The 20,864-nt window shown below is 64.3% G+C and carries 19 protein-coding genes and 2 tRNA genes; 5 read left to right on the top strand and 16 right to left on the bottom strand.

Annotation, left to right across the window (positions count from 1 at the left end; translation table 11 throughout):
- Window positions 1-25: 25 nt before the first annotated feature.
- Window positions 26-1,069, bottom strand: a complete 1,044-nt coding sequence (locus tag CLU91_RS11060; protein ID WP_100874192.1) for a quinone-dependent dihydroorotate dehydrogenase — start codon at window positions 1,067-1,069, stop codon at window positions 26-28.
- Window positions 1,070-1,273: 204 nt separating this feature from the next.
- Between CLU91_RS11060 and CLU91_RS11055 the strand changes: the two genes are divergently transcribed.
- Window positions 1,274-4,585: a S41 family peptidase gene (locus CLU91_RS11055; RefSeq protein ID WP_100874191.1), complete on the top strand. Its 3,312-nt coding sequence runs from the start codon at window positions 1,274-1,276 to the stop codon at window positions 4,583-4,585.
- Between the two features lie 79 nt (window positions 4,586-4,664).
- Here CLU91_RS11055 and CLU91_RS11050 read toward each other — a convergent pair whose 3' ends face one another.
- The 3 genes from CLU91_RS11050 to CLU91_RS11040 are packed head-to-tail and all read right to left on the bottom strand — an operon-like array spanning window position 4,665 to window position 6,756.
- Complete coding sequence (locus CLU91_RS11050) at window positions 4,665-5,387, bottom strand: arginyltransferase (RefSeq protein WP_100874190.1); 723 nt, start codon at window positions 5,385-5,387, stop codon at window positions 4,665-4,667.
- Between the two features lie 60 nt (window positions 5,388-5,447).
- Window positions 5,448-6,164, bottom strand: coding sequence for a leucyl/phenylalanyl-tRNA--protein transferase (gene aat / locus CLU91_RS11045; protein ID WP_100874189.1), 717 nt, complete (start codon window positions 6,162-6,164; stop codon window positions 5,448-5,450).
- 13 nt (window positions 6,165-6,177) lie between these two features.
- Window positions 6,178-6,756 carry an NUDIX hydrolase gene (locus CLU91_RS11040; RefSeq protein WP_034747557.1) on the bottom strand — a complete coding sequence of 193 codons (579 nt, stop codon included), beginning with the start codon at window positions 6,754-6,756 and terminating at the stop codon, window positions 6,178-6,180.
- A gap of 186 nt (window positions 6,757-6,942) precedes the next feature.
- Between CLU91_RS11040 and CLU91_RS11035 the strand changes: the two genes are divergently transcribed.
- A tRNA-Met gene (locus CLU91_RS11035) sits at window positions 6,943-7,019 on the top strand.
- Between the two features lie 143 nt (window positions 7,020-7,162).
- Window positions 7,163-7,239, top strand: a tRNA-Met gene (locus tag CLU91_RS11030).
- Between the two features lie 62 nt (window positions 7,240-7,301).
- Here CLU91_RS11030 and CLU91_RS11025 read toward each other — a convergent pair.
- Window positions 7,302-8,087, bottom strand: a complete 786-nt coding sequence (locus CLU91_RS11025; protein ID WP_100874188.1) for a helix-turn-helix transcriptional regulator — start codon at window positions 8,085-8,087, stop codon at window positions 7,302-7,304.
- Window positions 8,088-8,197: 110 nt separating this feature from the next.
- Between CLU91_RS11025 and CLU91_RS11020 the strand changes: the two genes are divergently transcribed.
- On the top strand, window positions 8,198-9,388 hold the full coding sequence (locus CLU91_RS11020; protein ID WP_100874187.1) for an MFS transporter: 1,191 nt from the start codon (window positions 8,198-8,200) through the stop codon (window positions 9,386-9,388).
- Here CLU91_RS11020 and CLU91_RS11015 read toward each other — a convergent pair.
- The 5 genes from CLU91_RS11015 to CLU91_RS10995 all read right to left on the bottom strand — a co-directional run bounded on the left by CLU91_RS11015 (window position 9,385) and on the right by CLU91_RS10995 (window position 13,127).
- Window positions 9,385-10,173, bottom strand: a complete 789-nt coding sequence (locus CLU91_RS11015) for an anti-sigma factor family protein (RefSeq protein ID WP_100874186.1) — start codon at window positions 10,171-10,173, stop codon at window positions 9,385-9,387. The genes CLU91_RS11020 and CLU91_RS11015 overlap by 4 nt on opposite strands.
- Window positions 10,170-10,697 carry an RNA polymerase sigma factor gene (locus CLU91_RS11010; RefSeq protein ID WP_100874185.1) on the bottom strand — a complete coding sequence of 176 codons (528 nt, stop codon included), beginning with the start codon at window positions 10,695-10,697 and terminating at the stop codon, window positions 10,170-10,172. Before CLU91_RS11010 ends, CLU91_RS11015 begins: the two co-directional genes overlap by 4 nt.
- Window positions 10,698-10,716: 19 nt before the next feature.
- A complete protein-coding gene (locus CLU91_RS11005; RefSeq protein ID WP_100874184.1) occupies window positions 10,717-11,088 on the bottom strand; it encodes a COG4315 family predicted lipoprotein in 372 nt (123 codons plus the stop codon).
- A 57-nt stretch (window positions 11,089-11,145) separates the two neighbouring features.
- Complete coding sequence (locus CLU91_RS11000; protein WP_100876687.1) at window positions 11,146-12,051, bottom strand: DNA-3-methyladenine glycosylase family protein; 906 nt, start codon at window positions 12,049-12,051, stop codon at window positions 11,146-11,148.
- A gap of 68 nt (window positions 12,052-12,119) precedes the next feature.
- The gene (locus tag CLU91_RS10995; RefSeq protein ID WP_100874183.1) at window positions 12,120-13,127 is read right to left on the bottom strand and encodes an XdhC family protein; all 1,008 of its coding nucleotides are present in this window, start codon (window positions 13,125-13,127) and stop codon (window positions 12,120-12,122) included.
- A gap of 98 nt (window positions 13,128-13,225) precedes the next feature.
- Between CLU91_RS10995 and CLU91_RS28250 the strand changes: the two genes are divergently transcribed.
- Window positions 13,226-13,366 (top strand): hypothetical protein, encoded by a 141-nt coding sequence (locus CLU91_RS28250; protein ID WP_162835767.1) that lies wholly within the window; start codon window positions 13,226-13,228, stop codon window positions 13,364-13,366.
- A 38-nt stretch (window positions 13,367-13,404) separates the two neighbouring features.
- On the opposite strand, the gene CLU91_RS10990 is transcribed toward CLU91_RS28250, so the two are convergent.
- From CLU91_RS10990 to CLU91_RS10965, 6 genes are all read right to left on the bottom strand, one after another.
- Window positions 13,405-14,508, bottom strand: coding sequence for a M48 family metallopeptidase (locus tag CLU91_RS10990; protein WP_100874182.1), 1,104 nt, complete (start codon window positions 14,506-14,508; stop codon window positions 13,405-13,407).
- 10 nt (window positions 14,509-14,518) lie between these two features.
- A complete protein-coding gene (gene dut / locus CLU91_RS10985) occupies window positions 14,519-14,968 on the bottom strand; it encodes a dUTP diphosphatase (RefSeq protein WP_086140592.1) in 450 nt (149 codons plus the stop codon).
- Between the two features lie 19 nt (window positions 14,969-14,987).
- A complete protein-coding gene (gene coaBC / locus CLU91_RS10980) occupies window positions 14,988-16,208 on the bottom strand; it encodes a bifunctional phosphopantothenoylcysteine decarboxylase/phosphopantothenate--cysteine ligase CoaBC (protein WP_100874181.1) in 1,221 nt (406 codons plus the stop codon).
- A 17-nt stretch (window positions 16,209-16,225) separates the two neighbouring features.
- The gene (gene lspA, locus CLU91_RS10975; RefSeq protein WP_100874180.1) at window positions 16,226-16,735 is read right to left on the bottom strand and encodes a signal peptidase II; all 510 of its coding nucleotides are present in this window, start codon (window positions 16,733-16,735) and stop codon (window positions 16,226-16,228) included.
- Window positions 16,736-16,819: 84 nt separating this feature from the next.
- A complete protein-coding gene (ileS, locus tag CLU91_RS10970; RefSeq protein WP_100874179.1) occupies window positions 16,820-19,720 on the bottom strand; it encodes an isoleucine--tRNA ligase in 2,901 nt (966 codons plus the stop codon).
- A gap of 67 nt (window positions 19,721-19,787) precedes the next feature.
- Entirely contained in the window at window positions 19,788-20,759 is a 972-nt protein-coding gene (locus CLU91_RS10965) for a bifunctional riboflavin kinase/FAD synthetase (protein ID WP_100874178.1), read from the bottom strand.
- Window positions 20,760-20,864 lie beyond the last annotated feature (105 nt).

The following is a 20,864-nucleotide window of genomic DNA, read 5'->3' as shown; positions in this document are numbered from 1 at the left end:
ACTGGAAGCTTCTGTTTGCCGAAGCTCATCGTGTGCCGCGCAGCGCGCGGGCGCAATCCTTGATCAAGGCCGGACCGGCGTAAATCAGGCCGCTGTACAGCTGTACCAGCTGCGCGCCCGCCTCGAACTTGGCCACGGCATCCTTGCCCTGCATGATGCCGCCCACGCCGATGATGGGCAGCGCATCGCCCAGTTCCGCCTTCAGCAGGCGGATGACATTGTTCGACAGTTCGAACACGGGGGCGCCGGACAATCCACCCGCTTCCGCACCGTGCGGCATGCCTTCGACGGCGCTGCGCGACAGGGTCGTGTTGGTGGCGATGACGCCGTCGATCTGGTGGCGCGTGAGCGACCCGGCGATGCTTTTCACCTGTTCGCCATCCATGTCCGGCGCGATTTTCAGGGCCAGCGGCACGTAGCGTTTGTGCTTGTCCGCCAGGCGCGCCTGGGCATCCTTGAGCTGCGACAGCAGGGCGTCGAGTTCGGACGCGCCCTGCAGCTGGCGCAGGTTTTTCGTGTTCGGCGAGGAGATGTTCACCGTCACATAGCTGGCATACGGGTAGACTTTTTCCAGGCACAGCAGGTAGTCGTCGGCCGCCCGCTCGATGGGCGTGTCGGCGTTCTTGCCGATGTTCAGGCCCAGCACGCCGGCGCGGTTCTGGTAGAACTTCGACGCCTGCACGTTGGCGACAAAGGCGTCGACGCCGCCATTGTTAAAGCCCATGCGGTTGATGATGCCCTGCGCCTGCGGCAGGCGGAACATGCGCGGTTTCGGATTGCCCGCCTGCGCGCGTGGCGTGACGGTGCCCACTTCGATGGAGCCAAAACCGAGGTCGGCCAGCGCGTCGATGTAGGCGCCGTCCTTGTCCAGGCCGGCGGCCAGGCCCACGGGGTTGGGGAAGGTAATGCCCATTACCGTGCGCGGGTCCGCCGCCGGTTTGCCGGCCAGCTTGGTCAGGCCCAGCGCGCTGGCGCGTTTCAGGGCGGGCAGGGTGAAGTGGTGGGCCGCTTCGGCATCCATCGAAAACAGCAGCGGGCGGGCGAGGGAGTACAGGAATTTTTCAGACATGGGGGCGCTTTTAGGGTGGTGCGCAGGCCGCCGGGAAGGGCTGGCGGCGCGCGAAATAAGTGCCGTATTTTACCGTGTTCCGCGCGGCTGCCGGGTGTATAGTTCTCTTTGGTCAAATGCAACATTGATTCCTTGTTAATTCGCATCGGGCCATGGACTTTCCTGTTTTTCTCTGTTCTGTTGACTTCATAAGCGAGACATCGATTGAAAAAGACACGCATCCTGACCGCCATCGCCGCCGCCAGCGCACTGCTGCTGAGCCACCCGGCCCTGGCCCTGCCCAATACGCAAGACACCCGCATGCTGAGCGAACCGGCCGTCTCCAGCCGCCACATCGCCTTCATCTATGCGGGCGACCTGTGGCTGTCTAACCTCGACGGCGGCGGCGCGCGGCGCCTCACGTCCGACCTGGGAGACAAGTCCAATCCCGTCTTTTCGCCCGACGGCAGCCAGATCGCGTATAGCGCCAACATCGATGGCAATGTCGACGTGTATGTGATCGCGGCGGCGGGCGGCGTGCCGCGCCGCCTGACCTTCCACCCGGGCGCGGACCTGGCGCAGGCGTTTACGCCCGATGGCCGGGCCGTGATGTTCACCTCGCCCCGCGCCGCCTTCAACAACCGTTTCCAGAAGCTGTTCACGGTGCCCGTGGCGGGCGGCGTGGAAACCCAGCTGGAAATTCCGAACGCCTCGCGCGCCGCGTATTCGCCCGATGGCAAGCGCATCGCGTACAACCCGTTGATGCCCGCCTTCAAACAGTGGAAGCGCTACCGGGGTGGCACCAATTCCTGGCTGTGGCTGTTCTCGTCGGCCGATAAATCCATCGAAAAAATCCCCCAGCCGGCCACGCGCTCGAACGACGTCGATCCGATGTGGATAGGCGATACCGTGTACTTCCGCTCGGACCGCAACGGCGAATTCAACCTGTTCGCGTATGACGTCAAGACCAAGGCCGTGCGCCAGCTGACGCAGCACGCGGATTTCCCCGTGCTCAACGCATCGGCTGCGAACGGCACCATCGTCTACGAGCAGGCGGGCTATCTGCACGCGTTCGACATCGCCAGCGGCCAGGCGCACAAACTCGCCATCGGCGTGGCCAGCGACCTGGGGCAAACGCGCCCGCGCTGGGTCAAGAACGCGAAATACATCCGCGACGCGTCGATTTCGCCGTCGGGTGCGCGCATCGCCTTTGAATACCGTGGCGAGATCGTCACCATCCCCGCCGACAAGGGCGACGTGCGCAACCTGACGCAGACGGCTGGCGCCCACGAGCGCACGCCCATCTGGTCGCCCGATGGCCGTTCGGTCGCGTATTTTTCGGACGAGTCGGGAGAATATGAACTGCACGTGCGGGCGCAGGACGGCAAGGGCGCCGTACGCAAGCTCAAGCTCAATGGCAGCGGCTTCTATGACAACGCCGCCTGGTCGCCCGATAGCAAGAAGATCGCGTTTGCCGACAATGGCTGGAGCATGTATGTGATCGACGTCGGCACGGGCAAGGTGCAAAAAATCGCCACGGAACCGATGTATGGCGTCGACAAGAGCATGCGCGCCTCGTGGGCGCCCGATTCGCGCTGGCTGGCCTACACGCTCAATTCGCCCACCTACACGCGCAGCGCGTATATCTATTCCGTCGAGCAGAACAAGTCCATGCCGGTGACCGATGGCCTGTCCGACGTGGCCCAGCCCGTGTTCGACAAGAGCGGCAAATACCTGTACTTCTTTGCGTCCACCAATGCAGGCCCCAGCAACAACTGGTTCTCGCAGCAGAATGAAGACAACCTGGTGACGCGCACCGTGTGGATGGCCGTGCTGCGGCGCGACCTGCCGTCGCCGCTGATCAAGGAAAGCGACGAGGAAAAGGCCGCCAGCACGGAGAACAAGAAGGATACGGCGAAGGCGGAAGCCGAGCCAAAGAACGAAGCGAAGCTCGATCCGAAGACGGGCCGCGACGATCCGAAAGTGGCAGTGGCGCCAGTGGCGCCGATCCACATCGATTTCGACGGCATCGCCACGCGCATCGTCGACTTGCCGCTGCCGGCCGCGCAGTTTTCCAGCCTGACGGCCGGCGCCGCGGGGCAGATCTTCTTGCTGCGCGAAAGCGATGGCAAGAAGGCCGTGCAGCGCTTCGATCTGAAGGAGCGCAAGGCGGAAACCGTGGTGGCGGAAGCCGATGATTTCGAAGTGTCGGCCGATGGCAAGAAGCTGCTGTACCGGCAGAAGGACAACTGGGCCATGGGGTCCGCCACGGGCAAGCTGCTGGCGCCGGGCGAAGGCAAGATCAAGGTCGACGCCATCGAAGTGAGAGCCGATCCGCGCGCCGAGTGGGCGCAGATTTTCAACGAGGTGTGGCGCATCAACCGCGATTACTTTTATGACCCGGGCATGCATGGCGTGGACTGGAAGGCCATGCGCGACAAGTACGCCGTGTTCCTGCCCGAGCTGTCGAGCCGCGCGGACCTGAACCGCTTGATTCAATGGATGTGCAGCGAACTGGCCGTGGGCCATCACCGCGGCGGTGGCGGCGACGATTTTATCGAGGCGAAGAAAGTGCCGGGTGGACTGCTGGGCGCCGACTATGAAGTGAGCGGCGGCCATTATCGCTTCAAGAAAGTGTATGGCGGCTTGAACTGGAATCCCGCCCTGCGCGCGCCGCTGACGGAGCCGGGCCTGAACGTCAAGGCGGGCGAATACCTGCTGGCCGTCGACAGCCGTCCTTTGCTGCCGCCGACGAATATCTACAGCGCCTTCGAGAACACGGCCGGCAAGGCCATCGACCTGACCGTTGGTCCCTCGGCCGACGGCAAGGGCGCGCGCACGATCACCGTGGTGCCGGTGCCGACCGAGGATGCCTTGCGCAACCGCGACTGGATCGAAGGCAATATGCGCAAGGTCAATGCGGCCACCCATGGCAAGGTGGCGTACGTGTACGTGCCCAATACGGCGGGCCTGGGCCACACTTACTTCAAGCGCTATTTCTTCCAGCAGGCGGACAAGCAGGCCATCATCGTCGACGAGCGTTTCAATGGCGGCGGCAGCGTGGCCGATTACTACATCGAGATCCTGCAGAAGAAGGAAATCGCCTGGTGGACCATGCGCTATGGCGCCGACATGAAGACGCCGTCCGCCTCGATCCAGGGGCCGCGCGCCATGCTGATCGACGAGACGGCTGGCTCGGGCGGCGATCTGCTGCCGTGGATGTTCCGCAAAAATAACATGGGTCCGCTGATCGGCAAGGCCACGTGGGGCGGCCTGGTGGGCATCCTCGGCTTTCCCGTGCTGATGGATGGCGGCACGATCACGGCGCCGAACCTGGCGTTCTGGACGCGCGAAAACGGCTGGGGCGTGGAAAACGAAGGCGTGCCGCCCGATATCGAAGTCGAGCAAACGCCGGCCGACGTCATTGCCGGGCGCGATCCGCAGCTGGAAAAGGCGATCGAGGTGATACAGGCCGAACTGGCGAAGAACCCACCTGCGCGGCCTGCAAGGCCGGCGTTTCCGGACAAGAGCAAATAAGGCGGCAATTCAAACCCAACAGCAAGGGCCGGGGTCGTACCCTCAGGGTACGACCCCAGTGTCTGCCGTCGGGTTTGATTTACATCACCACCCACTGCCCCTTGATGCGTGCTTCCAGCGGCTTGAAGTTGGTTTTATACGCCATCTTCGGGCTTTGTTCTATCCAGTAGCCCAGGTAGATGTAGGGCAGGTTCAGTTCGCGCGCCTGGGCGATTTGCCACAGCACGTTGTAGGTGCCGTACGAGGCGCCCGGCACGTCGGGATCGAAAAACGTGTAGACGGACGACAGGCCATCGGCCAGCACGTCGATGATGCTGACCATGCGCAGGATGCCGTCGGCATCGCGAAATTCCACCAGGCGCGTGTTGACCCGGCTTTGCAGCAAAAATTGCGCGTACTGGTCGCGGCTGTCCTGGTCCATGCCGCCGCCCGCGTGGCGCGTGCTCTGGTAGCGCAGATACAGCTCGTAATGCTCGTCGAGGAAGGACAGGGTGGCCACGCCCGCCTGCAGGTCGGCGTGCCGGCTCCAGGCGCGGCGCTGGTTGCGGTTGGGCGTGAACGATTGCGCCACCACGCGCACGGGGATACAGGCCTGGCAGCCGTCGCAATACGGCCGGTAGGTGAAGATGCCGCTGCGGCGAAAGCCGTTGCGCACCAGCTCCGAATACACGTCGCTGTTGATCAGGTGCGAAGGCGTGGCCACCTGCGAGCGGGCCTGGCGGTCGTCCAGATAGCTGCACGGGTAGGGCGCCGTCGTGTAGAACTGCAGGGTGGCAAACGGTAGTTCGTTCAGGTGCGTCATGCTGATCCTGTCTGGTCTGGCCGCGGCAATGGATGTCTGTGTGAAGCTATCATAGCTTTTTTAGGCCGCTGGCGCAGCATGCCAATCGGTGATTTGCGCAGCTTCAATGGCGACGCGTACATGGGCCAGGAAGCGCGTGCGCGAAATGGGCGCCGCGCCCAGCGAGGCCAGGTGTTTTGTTTCTTGCTGGCAGTCAATCATGGTCACGCCGCGCGCCTGCAAAAAGCGCACGAGGTGCGCCAGCGCGATCTTCGAACCATCCGAGACGCGCGCGAACATCGATTCGCCATAGAACATGCGCCCGATCGACACGCCATACGCGCCACCCACGAGTTCGCCATCGAGCCACAGCTCCGACGAGTGCGCGTAGCCCAGCTTGTGCAAGCCCGTGTAGCCGGCGATGATCTCGTCCGAAATCCAGGTGCCCGGGCCATCCTTGCGCGGCGCCGCGCAGGCGCGCATGACGCCTTCGAAATCGCCATCGAAGCGCAGCTGCCAGCGGCCATCCGTGGCGGCGCTGCGCTCGACCTTGCGGATCGCCTTGGCCAGGCTGTCGGACACTTTGAAAGCGTCCGTCATCAGCACCATGCGCGGATCGGTGCTCCACCAGAGTATGGGCTGGCCTTCGGAAAACCAGGGGAAGATACCGTGTTTATAAGCGTCGAGCAGGCGCGCGGGCGACAGGTCGGCGCCGGCCGCCAGCAGGCCGGGCGCCTCGTCGGTCAGGGCGCGCGAGACGTCGGGGAACGGGGTGTGGATGTCGAGCCAGGGAATCATGCGGCGTGCTGGCTTATTCTGCGTCCGCGCGCGCCATCGGGCGCGTGATGTCGCCCGTATGGACTCCATAGCTGCCGCCTTCGCGGATTTTCACGCGGTCGGCAAAGAACAGTTCCAGGGTGGCGCGGATGGTGGGGAAGGCCAGGTCGTCCCAGGGAATCTGCGCTTCCGTAAACAGCTGCACGTCCAGGCTTTCGATGCCCGGCGCGAAATCGAGGTCGCGCAAGCGCGCCAGATAAAACAGGTGCACTTGGTGCACGCGCTGCACGTTGAGCAGCGAAAACAGCGGCCCCAGCTCGATATTGGCGCCCGCTTCCTCCACCGTTTCGCGCTCGGCCGCGTCGGACGTCGTTTCATCGTTTTCCATGAAACCGGCCGGCAGGGTCCAGTAGCCGAGGCGCGGCTCGATGGCCCGCTTGCACAGCAAGACCTGCAGCTGGCCATCCTCTTCCCAGACGGGGATGGAGCCAACCACCATTTTCGGGTTCTGGTAATGGATGGCGTCGCAGTTGGCGCAGACATAGCGGGGACGGTTGTCGCCTTCCGGGATGGACAGGCTGACAGGATGGGCGCATTCGGAACAGAATTTCATGGGCAGGCTTCGGAAAATGGGTGTCTGGTGTAACGCTTACTGTACACCGATTGCGCACCGCGTGGCGAGCTGCGCAGGCACGCGGGGCCGGCGATCCTCTCGCCCGCACATTCATTAGATTGGTCTATCACGGTTGAATTTGAGATAGCTATTGCCTAAGCCCCCCGTTTGCCCTTATAATTCTTGTGCGGGGTGGAGCAGTCTGGCAGCTCGTCGGGCTCATAACCCGAAGGTCACAGGTTCAAATCCTGTCCCCGCAACCAATACCGGAAAGCCGCTGATTCTTGCAAAAGATCAGCGGCTTTTTTCATTGCTGGGCCAACGGCAAACTCCGGCAGACGGGGCAGGAATGAGATTGTCAATTCTTGCCCTTTACGCCGCGCAACAATCTGGTATATAATTCTTGTGCGGGGTGGAGCAGTCTGGCAGCTCGTCGGGCTCATAACCCGAAGGTCACAGGTTCAAATCCTGTCCCCGCAACCAATTCGAAGCCGCTGGTTCCTCGCAAGAGGGCCAGCGGTTTTTTCGTTGTGCGGGGAGATTTCCTATGCCAGCTGGCGCGCATACACGACCAGCCGCAAATGGCGGTCCGCATCGATGGTCAGCGAGGTGTGTTCATACGCGACCTGCTCGCCGTCGATGGTCAGGCGGCGCACGCCGGCGCACGGCGCATGCACATCGTGGCGGCGCCACCATCGCTTGAATTCGGGCGAGACTTTTTCCAGTTCCTCCACCAGCGCGTGGATATCGGCTTCCTGCGTGGCGCGCGCGTAGTCGCGGCGAAAGCTCGACAGCATCAGCGGCGCCTGTTCTTCCCAGCCGGCGAAGCGCGAGCGCAGCAGCGGGTCGGTAAACAAGAGCCACAGCAGGTTGCGGCGCGAGGCGGCATGCGCGCCGAAGCCAAACAGGGCATCCGCGCCCGCATTGAACGCCAGCACGTCCCAGCGCAGATTGAGCACATAGGCCGGATGCGCCAGTTCGTGCATCAGGCGGCGCACGGGCGGCGGCACCACGCAATACGTCTTGCCCTCTTCGGCCGGTGGACGCGCATGCGCGAGCAGGAACAGGTGGCGGCGCTCGCCCGCATCGAGTTTCAGCACTTCGGCCAGCTTGTCGAGAAAGGCGCTCGAGACGCCGATCTCGCGCCCCTGCTCCAGCCAGGTGTACCAGGTCAGCCCCACGCCGGCCAGCGCCGCCACTTCTTCGCGGCGTAAACCCGGCGTACGCCGCCTTCCACCGCCGGGCAAGCCCACGTCTTCGGGCGACAGCCGCGCGCGCCGCGCCTGCAGGTAGGCGGCCAGTTCGTGGCGGGTGCGGGCCAAAGTGCGCATGGTGCTGTCTTTCCTGTGAGGCTGTTGCTATCAGTAATAGCATAAACAGTTAAATTGTAATTGTTTATATTGTATTCCAGAATGCCTGCTTTCTTCCCGAAAGCGAGCCCATGTCTGACTTTTCTTCCTCCCGTGCCGTTCTTCCCCTCACCGTCTACCTGATCGCCGTGGGCGCGTTCGCGCTGGGCATGGCGTCGTATGTGACGGCGGGCTTGATGCCGCTGATCGCCGGTGCCTTTTCCATTTCCCTGGCGATGGCCGCGCAATTGGTGACGGCGTTTACCCTGGCCTATGGTCTCGGCTCGCCGCTGGTGGTGGCCTTGCTGCCGGCGCGCGCGCAACGCACCGGCCTGTTGCTCGCCCTGGCCGTGTTCGTGCTGGCGAACGGGGCCAGCGCGCTGGCGCCCGGATTTGCCAGTTTGCTGGCTTGGCGGGCCATGGCCGGCATCGGCGCCGGTGTCTACCTGGCGCTCGGTATCGCGGCGGCGGCGGGCGTGTCGGCGCCGCCGCAGCGGGGCAAGGCCATCGGCGTGATCATGGGCGGCATGGCGGGCGGCACGGTGCTGGGCGTGCCATTGAGTTTGCTGCTGGCGCAGCAGCTGGGCTGGACGGCGGCCCTGTGGCTGGTCGCCATCCTTGGCGTGCTGGCGCTGGCGGGCTTGCTGTGGAAGCTGCCGGAGCTACCGGCAGCACCGGCCATTTCCCTGCGCCGCAAGCTGGCCTTGCTGGCTGATGGGCGTGTGCTGCTCATTCTGCTGGTGTCCTTGCTGGCGGCCGTTGCCAGCCTGGGCATGTACACGTTTATCGCGCCGCTGCTGGCGTGGTCCGCGCAGGGGACGGCGATGTCCGCCACGCCCTTCCTGTGGGCATGGGGTGTAGGCGGCATCGCGGGCAGTGTGCTGGTCGGGCCATGGGCGGACAAGGTGGCGGCGCCAAAACTGACCGCCTTCATCTTGCTGCTGCTGGCGCTGGCCCTGTGCGCGCTGCCGCTGGCGGCCCGCTGGTCGGCCTGGCTGATGCTGGCGCCCATTGCGTTGTGGGGCGCGGCTGGCTGGGCCCTGCAAGTGCCGCAGAACCAGCAGTTGCTGGCCGTGCGCGCGCGGCAGGGCGACGGCAACCTGGCCATCGCCCTCAATGAATCGGCGCTGTACCTGGGCAGCGCCATCGGCGCCGCCACGGGCGGAGTGCTGCTGTTGCTCAACTGGCCGATGTGGCTGCTGGCGGCCGGCGCCGCCTTGGTCGCCATCGCAGCGTTGCTGCTGCAATGGTGGGGCGTGAAACGGATTGCAGCGTCTGTTTAGTGACTTTCCAGCTGCGCATACACGGCGTCGGCGATCTTGCCCAACTCGGCTTTCGGCAGCCTGGCCGAGAGGGCGTAGCCCATCTGGCCATCGATCCAGTAAAACACGCCCAGGTCCTTTTCCTGCGTGTAGCGGAACGCCGTTTCCTGCTTGCCGGCCCGTTCCCTGGCCACGTACAGGGTCAGGCGCTTGCCAGTGCCCTCTTCGTACATGAATTGCGCGACGGGGCCGTCCCCATCGCCGGGCAGCAGGCGTCCGCCGATCAAGTGATAGCCGAGCGTTGAGAGCGCGGGCGGCTGCAATTTTGTGCCCAGGCGTTTCGACAGCCATTGCACCAGGTGCGCCTCCTGTTCCACTCCCACCTCGACGGGGTGGCGCACCTCGGGCGTGTAGACGGCATGGGCGATGGCGGCGCTGCGCGCCAGGGCCAGGGGGCTGGCGCTGGCTGTCGCGCCATCGCCGGCATCGCCGCGCAGCAGCCAGCCACCCATGCCGCCAGCGATGACCAGCACGATGGCCGCTGCCGCCTGCATGGCGTGGCGCTGCCAGGCGCCGTTCGCCGCCGGTGGCGATGCTGCCTGCATAAGGTGCGGCGGCACGGCTTCGTCCAGCACGGGGTCGAACAACGCGCGCAATTGCCGGTTCTGTTCACGCCAGGCATCGACCCTGGCGGCGTCTTGCGGATGCGCGCGCAGGTGGGCCTCGATGGCAGCACGCTGCTCTTCCGGCAGGACGCCGTCGGCCAGGGCGTGCAGTTGCGCTTCGCTGATGGCTTGCCTTGTCATTTCACGACTTTCAGGGTGGGTGGGCCGCTGCCCTGGCTGCAGGCAGGGCGGCCATCGAGCAGGGCGCGCAGCTTGTCGCGCCCGCGCGACAGCCGCGACATGACGGTGCCGACGGGGATGTCCAGGGTGGCCGCCACCTGTTCATATGGCATTTGTTCGAGCGCGACGAGCAGGATGACTTCGCGCTGCCCCAGCGGCAGGCGGGCCAGCGCCGCATCCATTTCGCCGATGGCGATGGACTGCCCCGGCGCCCGTTCCGGCGCGGGCAGCAGGGCGTCGTCGTCGAGCTCCTGCAGCGCCAGGCCCGGGCGGCGCAACTGGTCCACGTGCAGATTGTGCATGATGGAAAACAGCCAGGGCCGCATCTCGCCGCCCCGTTGCCACTGGTCGAATTTGCGCCAGGCCCGCTCCACGGTATCCTGCAGCAGATCGTCCGCGTGCGCGGCGCCCACCAGCGCGCGCGCATAGCGGCGCAGGCCGGGCAGGCAGGCTTGCAGCTGGCGGCTGTCCTCTGGCGTGGTCATCGTGGCGGCGGGAAGGGGCTTACAGCTTGACGACGTGCCACACGTTCTTGAAATTGTCCCCGGCGACGTCGCCCGGCTTCTTGTCTTCCTTGTACAGGTACAGGGGCTTGCCCTTGTAGGTCAGCTGCATGGCGCCGTTGTCTTCGCGCTTGATGCTGCCGTAAGGGGCCGCAGGCGCCGCGTCGGTGGCGATGACGGCGGGCCAGGCCACCAGGCAGCCGCCGCTGCAGGCGCTCTTGCCGCTGTCGGCGACGTCCTTGTCGAACACATACACGGTCATGCCTGTGGCGTTGACCAGCATGCCATTGGCGGGCATGACGTCGGCGGCGAAAGCCAGCGGGGCGGACAAGACGGTGAACAGGGCGGTGGCGGCAAAAGTGGTAAAGCGCATGATGGTCTCCTTGAGGTTTTGAGGGCTTGCAAGGGATAGACGCCTGCCGCCCGCCGTTTATTCCGCCGCCGTCGGATTATTTTTTGCATGCAGGCTGGCCCACAGGTGGGCGGCCGCCATCGTGCGGTGCGGCGCGTACTGGCGCAGCCACTGTTCCGTGCGCGCCATGTCCGGCTTGCTCTCTTCGCCGAGCAGCTTTTGCAGGGCGGCGCGGATGGCCACGTCGCCGTGCAGCGAGCAGTCGGCATAGCCATAGCCGCGCAGCAGCGCGTAGTTGACGGTCCACGGACCGATGCCCTTCACGGCCAGCAGCGCCTGCGACATGGCTGCCACGTCGCCGGACGGGGGCAGCTCCAGCGACAGTTCCCCATCGTTGACGAGATGGGCCAGGCGCAGCACGGTTTCCGCCTTGGCGCGCGAGAATTTGCGGTTGGTCAAATCCTCGATGGACAGCCGCGCCACGTCGCGCGCTTCCGGGTAGCACCACAAGCCGCTGCCGTGCCGGCGCCCCGCTTGCAGAATAAACGTGCGGCGCAGGGAAATGGCGAACGGCAGATTGATCTGCTGGCCGATGATGGCCCAGGTCAGCGCCTCGAAGGGGCTGGCCGATTGCACGATGCGCAGGCCCGGGTTGGCGCGCACCAGAGGCGCCAGCAGCGGGTCGCCGGCGGCCAGTTGCGCGAATGGCTGCGGATCGATGCGCAGGCCGAGGATGTTGAGCAGGGCGCCGTGCAGCGGTGTTTGAAGGTCGCTATCGCCCTCGATCTCGGCGCGGCAGATGGCCGCAGCATCCGTGAAGGCCACGTCCAGCACGACGGGCACGCCTGCAAGCAGGATGCCCTTGCGCAGCCCCGTCGGTGTGACTTGTTCGGCCACGGCTTCGCCATCGCGGCTGTGGAAGGCGATGACATCGTCGCGGCGGTAGCCGGCGGGCAGGGGCAGGGTCCAGTGCAGCAGGGTCATGGTGGCCAAAAATCAGGGAAGGTAGCAGGGGCGCGATGCGGGCGCATCTTGTTTCTTGCTTTCAGGCTTCAGCGCACGCAGAGGTCCGGGTTGGGTGGCGTCAAGGCTGCTGCGTGCTGGATCTGCAGCGCGTCGGGCACGCCATTTTTGACGGCCGTCAGTTCGGCCAGGATGGAGATGGCGATTTCGGCCGGCGTCTTGCTGCCGATGTACAGGCCGATGGGGCCGTGCAGGCGCGCCAGCTGTGCGGCGCTGACGTCGAACTGCAGTAGCCGCTCGCGGCGCTTGGCATTGTTGGCGCGCGAGCCGATGGCGCCGACATAAAAAGCCGGGGATTTCAACGCCTCCATCAGGGCCAGGTCGTCGAGCTTGGGGTCGTGCGTGAGGGCGACGACGGCGCTGCGGCTGTCGAGCTTTAAATCCAGCACGAGGTCGTCGGGCATGGCGTGCAGCAGGGGCACGCCGGGCACGTTCCAGCCGCCGCGGTATTCCTCGCGCGGATCGCAGACGATGACGTGGTAATCCATGGCCATGGCGATTTGCGCCACGAAGCGCGACAGCTGGCTGGCGCCGATGATCAGCAGGCGCCAGCGCGGGCCGTGCTGCGTGGTGAGCACGGCGTTGTCCAGGGCCAGCACGGCGCCCGGCACGGCGGTGCGCAGGGTGACGGCGCCGCTGCGCAAGTCCAGCCGGCGTTCGACCAGTTCATGCGCTTCCAGGCGCGCCAGCAGTTCGGCCACGCGGCTGTCCGCATGCAGCGGCTCGATGGCCAGTTCGATGGTGCCGCCGCAGGGCAGGCCGAAGCGGTGCGCCTCGTCGGCGCTGATGCCGTAGCTGACGATGTCGGGCAGCGTGCGCACGATGCCGTGCGTGCGGACGGCATCGATCAGGTCATCCTCGATACAGCCGCCGGAAACGGAACCGACCACCGTGCCGTCGTCGCAGATGGCCAGCGTGGCACCAACGGGGCGCGGGCTGGAGCCCCAGGTCTTGACGACGGTGACGAGTTCGCAGCGGTGCCCGGCGGCGAGCCAGGCGGCGCTGGTTTTCAGAACTTCAAGGTCGATGCTGTCCATGGGGTGCGGGAGAGATGCCGCATGTTTGCGGCAAAGTATGGAAAAGTATTCAAGATTATGGATATACTACCTGCTCCACCACGCTGCGGAGAATTTTCATGTCAAATGAAGTCAAGACGCAAGAAGAGGGCATTCCCAAGTTCGGCAAGCTGCTCATCGTCCTGTTTCTGGCCGTGGTGTTCTGCGGTGCTCTCACATGGATCATGGGCACCTACTTCCCGAACTTCCCCGGCGCCTGAGCAAACCTGCTGCATCAGGCGCCTCTGTGCCTCTGTACTTAAGGTTTCAGCGGCTTCTTTGCCGCCTGCTTGGCGCGCACGTCGGTGACGGCGCGGTTGATGGCCGCCATGCGTGAGTTGGTACCCGGATGCAGGGCCGTGTAGCCGTTGGCGACCGTCGCCGGCACTTGCGTGGTCAGGCGCTGCCAGAAGCGGGCGGCGTTGTCGACGTTGTAGCCGGCGCGCGCCAGCAGGTAGATGGCCAGGGTGTCGGCTTGTACGTCGAGTTCCTGCGGCATGGCCTTGATGCCGGCGGCGCCCGTCAGCATCGATACGTCGGGCTGCACGGCGCCCAGGCTGTCGATGATGCTGCCGGCCGTGCCGGCCGTGCGCTGGCTGCGCGCGTGATCGAGGATGTTGTGCGCCATTTCGCGGGCGATCACGAAGGCGATGCCTTCGTCGTTTTGCGCCGCATTGAGCATGCCGCGCGTGAGCATGATGCGTGCGCCGTCCGAATAGGCATTGATATTGTCCGCATTGCCCAGGGCGACGCGGAAGGCGCAGGCGCGCGTGACGGGAATTTTCAGATCCTGCTGCTGGCCGTCGCGGGCGATGGTCATGTTCAGGCTGGCGCTCTTCGAGGCCAGCGGGCCGACGATGGCGGCGAACGGGCCTTCCGCCTTGGGGCCGGCCGGCAGCGGCTTGCCTTCGGCGGCCAGCAAGCCGTCGCCCTTGCGCAAGCCGGCGCGCGCGGCGCCGCTGCCAGGCAGCACGCCCGAGACCTGCATCTGTTCGCCATAGCCGAGGGCTGCCTGCGCCGCATCGGCATAGATGCCAGGGTAGGAATACTTGTTCTGCGCCGTGAAGCCCAGCAGGTTGCGTGCATACGTCTTGCACAGGTCCGCATTGTTGATCAGCAGGGGCGCCGAGACTTTCGACAGGCGGTCCTGCAGCGCCACCATCTTCAGCAGCTCTTCCTGCGCCGCCTTTTGCTGCGCCGTCGGCGCGGGCGCATCGGGCGCCGGCACGACGTTGAACGGGCCGCCGACATTCGTTGCCGGCGTGGTGCAGCCGGCGAGGATGGCCGCACTGGCCAACAGGAGGGGAGTAGCCAATCGGCGCAGCGAAGTCGGGGCTGAGATCAGATGGCGGAAACCTGGCATAAGAAAGTCCTTAATGTTTGCCGGTGCTGCCGAAACCGCCAACACCGCGTTCGCTGTCGCCGAATTCCTCGACGACGTTAAAGCCCACTTGCAGCACCGGCACGATAATCAGTTGCGCCAGGCGTTCCATGGGGTTGAGCGTGAAAGCGCTCTGGCCCCGGTTCCAGGTCGATACCATCAGCTGGCCCTGGTAATCGGAGTCGATCAAGCCTACCAGATTCCCCAATACGATGCCGTTTTTATGGCCCATGCCGCTGCGCGGCAGGATCATGGCCGCATACGACGGGTCGCCGATGTGAATGGCCAGGCCGGTGGGAATGAGCACCGTCTGGCCCGCTTCGATGGTGATGGGCGCGTCGATGCAGGCGCGCAGGTCCAGGCCGGCGCTGCCGGGCGTGGCGTAGGCCGGCAGCAGTTCCTGCATGCGGGCGTCGAGGATCTTGATGTCGATATTTTTCATTAATTTAGAACGTAAGGGGTTACTTGAGGAGCGAGTTTTTTGCCAGCCGCTTCGAGATTTCCGAAATCAGCTGGCGCGCCAGGTTCAGTTTCGAGGCGCGCGGCAGCACGGTATGGCCTTCTTCATCGAACAGGATGATGGTGTTGTCGTCCTGGCCAAACGTGTTCTGGCCGATATTGCCGACCAGCAGAGGAATGCCTTTTTTTTCGCGCTTGGTCGAGCCGAATTCCACCAGGTTTTCCGATTCGGCGGCAAAGCCGACGCAGTAGGGATAGCCGGCCAGGTTGGTGCGTGCCGCCACGGTGGCGAGGATGTCGGGATTTTGCACGAACTGCAGTTCGGGCACGGAGCCGTCGGCCTGCTTTTTCATCTTCTGGTCGCTGGCGTTGGCGACTCTCCAGTCGGCGACGGCAGCCACGGCGACGAAGACATGCTGGCCGTCGACGTGGGCCAGTACCGCATCATGCATCTGCTGCGCGCTTTGCACGTCGATGCGGCGCACGCCGAAGGGCGCGTCCAGGGCCGTGGGGCCGGAAATGAGCAGCACTTCGGCGCCCGCTTCGCGCGCCGCGCGCGCCACCGCATAGCCCATCTTGCCCGAGGACAGATTGGTGATGCCGCGCACGGGGTCGATGGCTTCAAAAGTCGGGCCGGCCGTGACCAGCACGCGCTTGCCCGCCAATACCTTCGGCTGGAAGGCGGCGATCAGCTCCGTCAGCAATTGTTCCGGTTCCAGCATGCGTCCCAGTCCCGTTTCGCCGCAGGCCTGTTCGCCGGCGGCCGGGCCGAACAACTTGACGCCGTCGTCGCGCAGCTGCTGCACATTGCGCTGCGTGGCGGGGTTCTGCCACATTTCCACGTTCATGGCCGGCGCCATCAGCAGGGGCAGGTGGGCCGGGCGGGCCAGGCACAGGGTCGACAGCAGGTCGTCGCACACGCCGTGCGCGAGTTTACGCATGAAGTCGGCCGAACACGGCGCGATCAGGATGGCATCGGCATGGCGCGTCAAATCGATATGCGCCATGTTGTTGGCGATGCGCGCATCCCACTGGCTGGTGTGCACGGGGTGGCCGGACAGGGCCTGCATCGTCACGGCCGTGATGAAGTGGCTGGCCGCATCCGTCATCACCACCTGCACCGAGGCGCCAGACTTGGTCAGGGCGCGGCACAGTTCCGCCGCCTTGTAGCAGGCGACGCCGCCCGAAAGTCCCAGGACGATTTTTTTGCCGGACAATTCCATGCCGTTCTCCTGCGTGTTTATTTGTTTACCCGGCGCAGTTCATCGATGATGAACAGGGCCGCGCCGATGCAGATGGCGCTGTCGGCGATGTTGAAGGCGGGGAAGTGGCCCCAGCTTTTCCAGTGGAAGTCGAGGAAGTCGACCACGTGGCCGTACATCAGGCGGTCGATGGCGTTGCCCAGCGCGCCGCCCAGGATCAGCGCCAGGGCCCAGCAGAACATGCGCTGGCCGGCGTGCTTTTTCAGCAGATAAATGATGTAGATGGCCGCCACGAGGGCGATGGCGCTGAGGAAGTAGCGCTGCCAGCCGCCCTGGTCGGACAGGAAGTTGAAGGCGGCGCCCTTGTTATACGCGAGCACCAGGTTGAAATACGAGGTGATGACCATCTCTTGCGCATAGCGGAAGGTCTTCAGGATCGTGATCTTGGTGATCTGGTCGAACAGGATGACGATGGCGGCAATGCCCAGCCAGGGCACCAGCGACGCCGACGATGACGATTTCGATGAAAAACGGTTTTTAGTGGCCATATTTTTCCAGGGAAGATAAAGCCGCCGCTGTCCTTGCGGGCAGCGGCGGTGGGAAGCGGTGCGGGAACCTGTCCCGCACCGTTTTTAGGCGAAGCGGCGTTTCTCGCCCGCGCCAAACAGATTGCTGACGCAGCGGCCGCACAGGGTAGCATGCGCGGCGTCCGTGCCCACGTCCGCACGGTAGTGCCAGCAGCGCTCGCACTTCGGCGCCGTCGACGCGGCCACGACCACTTCCTCGGCCGCTTCGTCTGCTACTTCAGCCACGGTTGCCTGCGAGGTGATGAAGACGAATTTCAAGTCGTCGCCCAGGGTCGTCAACAGCTTGTATTTCATCGGCGCGGCCTTGATCGTCAGTTCCGCCTGCAGCGAGGAACCGATGGCGCCCGAGGTGCGCAAGTCTTCCAGCTGCTTCGTGACGTCCGTGCGCACGGCGCGCAGGGCCGTGTATTTCTGCAGCAGGTCGGCCGCGTCCGACACTTGCGGCAGCTGCCACCAGGTTTGCGTGAAGATGGTTTCATCGCTGGCGGCATACGCTTCCGGTCCGGCGAAGACGGCCCACGCTTCTTCGGCCGTGAACGACAGGGCCGGGGCCATCAGGCGCAGCAGGCTTTGCGTGATGTGCCACAGGGCCGTCTGCGCCGAGCGGCGTGCGTGCGACGTCAAGCCGGAAGTGTACAAACGGTCCTTCAGGATGTCCAGGTAGAAGCCGCCCAGGTCTTCCGAGCAGTACGTCTGCAGCTTCGACACGACGGGGTGGAACTCGTAGCGAGCGTAGTTGTTTTCGATCTGCTGCTGCAGCGACGCCATGTTGGCCAGCGCATAGCGGTCGATTTCGAACATTTCGGCGACCGGCACGGCGTCCGTGGCCGGATTGAAGTCCGAGGTATTGGCCAGCAGGAAGCGCAAGGTGTTGCGGATGCGGCGGTACGCTTCCGTCACGCGTTTCAGGATTTCGTCGGAGATCGACAGCTCGCCCGTGTAGTCGGTCGAGGCGATCCACAGGCGCAGGATGTCGGCGCCCAGGGTGTCCGAGATCTTTTGCGGCGCCAGCGTGTTGCCCAGCGACTTCGACATCTTCTTGCCTTCGCCATCGACCGTGAAGCCGTGCGTCAGCAAGGCTTTATACGGCGGATGGCCGTTCAGCATCGACGACACGAGCAGCGACGAATGGAACCAGCCGCGATGCTGGTCCGAGCCTTCCAGGTACAGGTCGGCCGGGAATTGCAGCTGCGTCGAGTGCGAACCATGGCCTTGCGGGCCGCCCAATACCGTCTGGTGCGTGGCGCCGGAATCGAACCATACGTCCAGCGTATCCTTGTTCTTGGCGTAGATGGCCGCTTCGTCGCCGATCAGGTCCTTCAAGTCCAGCGACTGCCATGCCTCGATGCCGTTTTTTTCGATCAGCTTGGCCACTTGCTCCAGCAGTTCCGGCGTGCGCGGATGCAGGTCGCCCGTTTCCTTGTGCACGATGAAAGCCATCGGCACACCCCACTGGCGCTGGCGCGACAGGGTCCAGTCGGGACGGTTGGCGATCATGCCGTGCAGGCGCGCCTGGCCCCAGTCCGGGAAGAACTCGGTCTCGGCGATGCCTTTCAACGCGGTTTCGCGCAGGGTCGGGCCGCCGTCCTTCGGCGTCACGTCCATGCCGGCGAACCACTGCGAGGTGGCGCGGTAGATGACGGGCTTTTTATGACGCCAGCAGTGCATGTAGCTGTGGTCGAACATCTTGACTTCGAACAGGGCGCCCGCTTCTTTCAGGGCGGCGCAGATCGGCTTGGAAGCGTCCCAGATGCTCATGCCGCCGAACAGGGGCAAGGTCGAAACGTAATTGCCGTCGCCCATGACGGGCTTGATGATGTCGTCGTCCTGCATGCCGTGCGCCTTGCACGAGATAAAGTCGTCCACGCCATACGCGGGCGCCGAGTGCACCACGCCCGTGCCGCTTTCGGCGGTCACGTAGTCGGCCAGGTACATCGGCGAGAGGCGGTCGTAGAAAGCGTCCGACGCGTGCAGCGGATGGCGGAAGCTGATGCCTTCCAGCGCGGCGCCGTCGCAGGTGGCGATCGTCGTGCCTTCGAGCTTGAAGCGCGCCAGGCAGGATTCGACCAGGTCTTGCGCCAGGATCAGCAGCAAAGGCTGGCCGTCGCGCGTGGTTTCGACCAGCGCGTATTTCAATTCAGGATGGACGTTCAGCGCCTGGTTCGACGGGATGGTCCAAGGCGTGGTGGTCCAGATAACGACGAAGCCGTTTTCGGTCGGCAGTTCAGGCAAATTGAAAGCCTTGGCCAGCTTGTCGAATTCGGCGAACTTGAAGCCGACATCGATGGCCGGGTCGCGTTTGTTTTCGTATTCGATTTCAGCTTCCGCCAGCGCCGACTGGCAGTCAAAACACCAGTTGACGGGTTTCAGGCCACGGTAGACATAGCCTTTTTCCAGCAGCTTGCCCAGCGCGCGCAATTCGTCGGCTTCATTGCCGTGCGCCATGGTCAGATACGGGTTGTCCCACTCGCCCAGGACGCCCAGGCGGATGAAGTCTTTTTTCTGGCGCTCGACCTGCACGTTGGCGTAGGCGCGGGCCTTTTCCAGCACGTCGGCCGTCGGCAGGTTCTTGCCGTGCAGTTTTTCGATCTGGATCTCGATCGGCATGCCGTGGCAATCCCAGCCCGGTACGTATGGCGCGTCGAAGCCGGCCAGCGAGCGCGATTTGACGACCATGTCCTTGAGGATCTTGTTGACGGCGTGGCCCAGGTGGATGTCGCCATTCGCGTACGGCGGACCGTCATGCAGGATGAATTTCGGACGGCCGGCGGCGGCCTTGCGCACGCGCTCGTAAATTTTCTTGTCTTGCCATTGCTGTACCCATTGCGGCTCGCGCTTGGCCATGTCGCCGCGCATCGGGAACGGGGTTTCCGTCATGTTGACCGGGTATTTGCTTTCAGGCTTCTTGTTCTGCTTGGGCGTGGCTGGCTTGTTTTGATCGGACATAGTCTTCTTTAAGGATATTGAATGGATTGCGGCGGCAGGCGCCGCCAGGCGGCGGAGTTGGCCGGCGTCAAATTCGGTCGGTAGCGGTAATGGCGCCGCTGCGCTGTTCAAAATAGGCGCGCGCCTGGTTCGAGTCGCGCTCGATGGCGGCCGTCAGGGTGGGCAAGTCGTCATACTTTTCTTCGTCGCGCAGCTTTTCCAAAAACTCCACGCGTACCAGCTTGCCGTAACACGATTGATTGAAATTAAACAGATGCACTTCCAGCAAGACGCGGCCGCTGTCGTCGACGGTAGGGCGCACGCCCAGGCTGGCCACGGCCGGCAGCGCTTGCGGTCCCAGGCCGTGCACTTGCACGATGAAGACGCCGGACAGGGCGGGGCGGTGTGCCACGCGCAGGTTCAGGGTGGGGAAACCCAGGGTGCGGCCCAGTTTCTGGCCGTGGATCACATGGCCGGAAATGGCGTACGGGTGGCCCAGCAACTGCGTGGCCAGGGGGAAATCACCGGCGGCCAGGGCCAGGCGCACGGCCGACGAGGAGATGCGCGTGCTGCCATTCATGACGGTCGGCAATGTTTCTACATGAAAACCGTATTCGCGGCCCGCTTCCTGCAGCATGGCGACGTCGCCGGCGCGCCGGGCGCCATAGCAGAAATCGTCGCCGACCATCAGCCATTTCACGTGCAAGCCGTCGACGAGGACTTTTTGCGTGAATTCCTGCGGCGTCAAGGCGGCAAATTGCGCGCTGAAGTGCTCGACGACGACTCGGTCGATGCCGGCGTCGTCCAGCGATTGCAGCTTGTCGCGCAGGTTGGCGATGCGCTGCGGTGCCTTCGACAGGTCGCCCGCGCGCTGCGCGAAGAATTCGCGCGGGTGCGGTTCGAACGTCATCACGGCCGCTTCAATGCCGAGTTCGGTCGCCGCGCCGCGCACGCGCGCCAGCAAGGCTTGATGGCCGATGTGGACACCGTCAAAATTGCCGATGGTCAGAGCGCAAGGCGCTCGTGCCTGGGCATTGGGAAGTCCGCGGAATACCTTCATAGGAATCTGATGAAAACTGTGCCAAAAGGGGGATTATACGGACTGTTTCAGGGAAGCACACCCGGCAGGGCGGCAGCAGGGGTAATTTCCCTGCTGAAATGATAA

It is taken from the genome of Janthinobacterium sp. 64, assembly GCF_002813325.1.
Taxonomy (GTDB): Bacteria; Pseudomonadota; Gammaproteobacteria; order Burkholderiales; family Burkholderiaceae_D; genus Janthinobacterium.
The sequence above is the reverse complement of the archived record's forward strand: the minus strand, read 5'-3'. Positions and strand labels throughout refer to the sequence as shown.

Coding starts and splice junctions, on each gene's coding strand:
- CLU91_RS11060 (WP_100874192.1), bottom strand. CDS start 1,069: ATGTCTGAAAAATTCCTGTACTCCCTCGCCCGCCCGCTGCTGTTTTCG.
- CLU91_RS11050 (WP_100874190.1), bottom strand. CDS start 5,387: ATGACGCACCTGAACGAACTACCGTTTGCCACCCTGCAGTTCTACACG.
- aat (WP_100874189.1), bottom strand. CDS start 6,164: ATGATTCCCTGGCTCGACATCCACACCCCGTTCCCCGACGTCTCGCGC.
- CLU91_RS11040 (WP_034747557.1), bottom strand. CDS start 6,756: ATGAAATTCTGTTCCGAATGCGCCCATCCTGTCAGCCTGTCCATCCCG.
- CLU91_RS11025 (WP_100874188.1), bottom strand. CDS start 8,087: ATGCGCACTTTGGCCCGCACCCGCCACGAACTGGCCGCCTACCTGCAG.
- CLU91_RS11020 (WP_100874187.1), top strand. CDS start 8,198: ATGTCTGACTTTTCTTCCTCCCGTGCCGTTCTTCCCCTCACCGTCTAC.
- CLU91_RS11015 (WP_100874186.1), bottom strand. CDS start 10,173: ATGACAAGGCAAGCCATCAGCGAAGCGCAACTGCACGCCCTGGCCGAC.
- CLU91_RS11010 (WP_100874185.1), bottom strand. CDS start 10,697: ATGACCACGCCAGAGGACAGCCGCCAGCTGCAAGCCTGCCTGCCCGGC.
- CLU91_RS11005 (WP_100874184.1), bottom strand. CDS start 11,088: ATGCGCTTTACCACTTTTGCCGCCACCGCCCTGTTCACCGTCTTGTCC.
- CLU91_RS11000 (WP_100876687.1), bottom strand. CDS start 12,051: ATGACCCTGCTGCACTGGACCCTGCCCCTGCCCGCCGGCTACCGCCGC.
- CLU91_RS10995 (WP_100874183.1), bottom strand. CDS start 13,127: ATGGACAGCATCGACCTTGAAGTTCTGAAAACCAGCGCCGCCTGGCTC.
- CLU91_RS28250 (WP_162835767.1), top strand. CDS start 13,226: ATGTCAAATGAAGTCAAGACGCAAGAAGAGGGCATTCCCAAGTTCGGC.
- CLU91_RS10990 (WP_100874182.1), bottom strand. CDS start 14,508: ATGCCAGGTTTCCGCCATCTGATCTCAGCCCCGACTTCGCTGCGCCGA.
- dut (WP_086140592.1), bottom strand. CDS start 14,968: ATGAAAAATATCGACATCAAGATCCTCGACGCCCGCATGCAGGAACTG.
- coaBC (WP_100874181.1), bottom strand. CDS start 16,208: ATGGAATTGTCCGGCAAAAAAATCGTCCTGGGACTTTCGGGCGGCGTC.
- lspA (WP_100874180.1), bottom strand. CDS start 16,735: ATGGCCACTAAAAACCGTTTTTCATCGAAATCGTCATCGTCGGCGTCG.
- ileS (WP_100874179.1), bottom strand. CDS start 19,720: ATGTCCGATCAAAACAAGCCAGCCACGCCCAAGCAGAACAAGAAGCCT.
- CLU91_RS10965 (WP_100874178.1), bottom strand. CDS start 20,759: ATGAAGGTATTCCGCGGACTTCCCAATGCCCAGGCACGAGCGCCTTGC.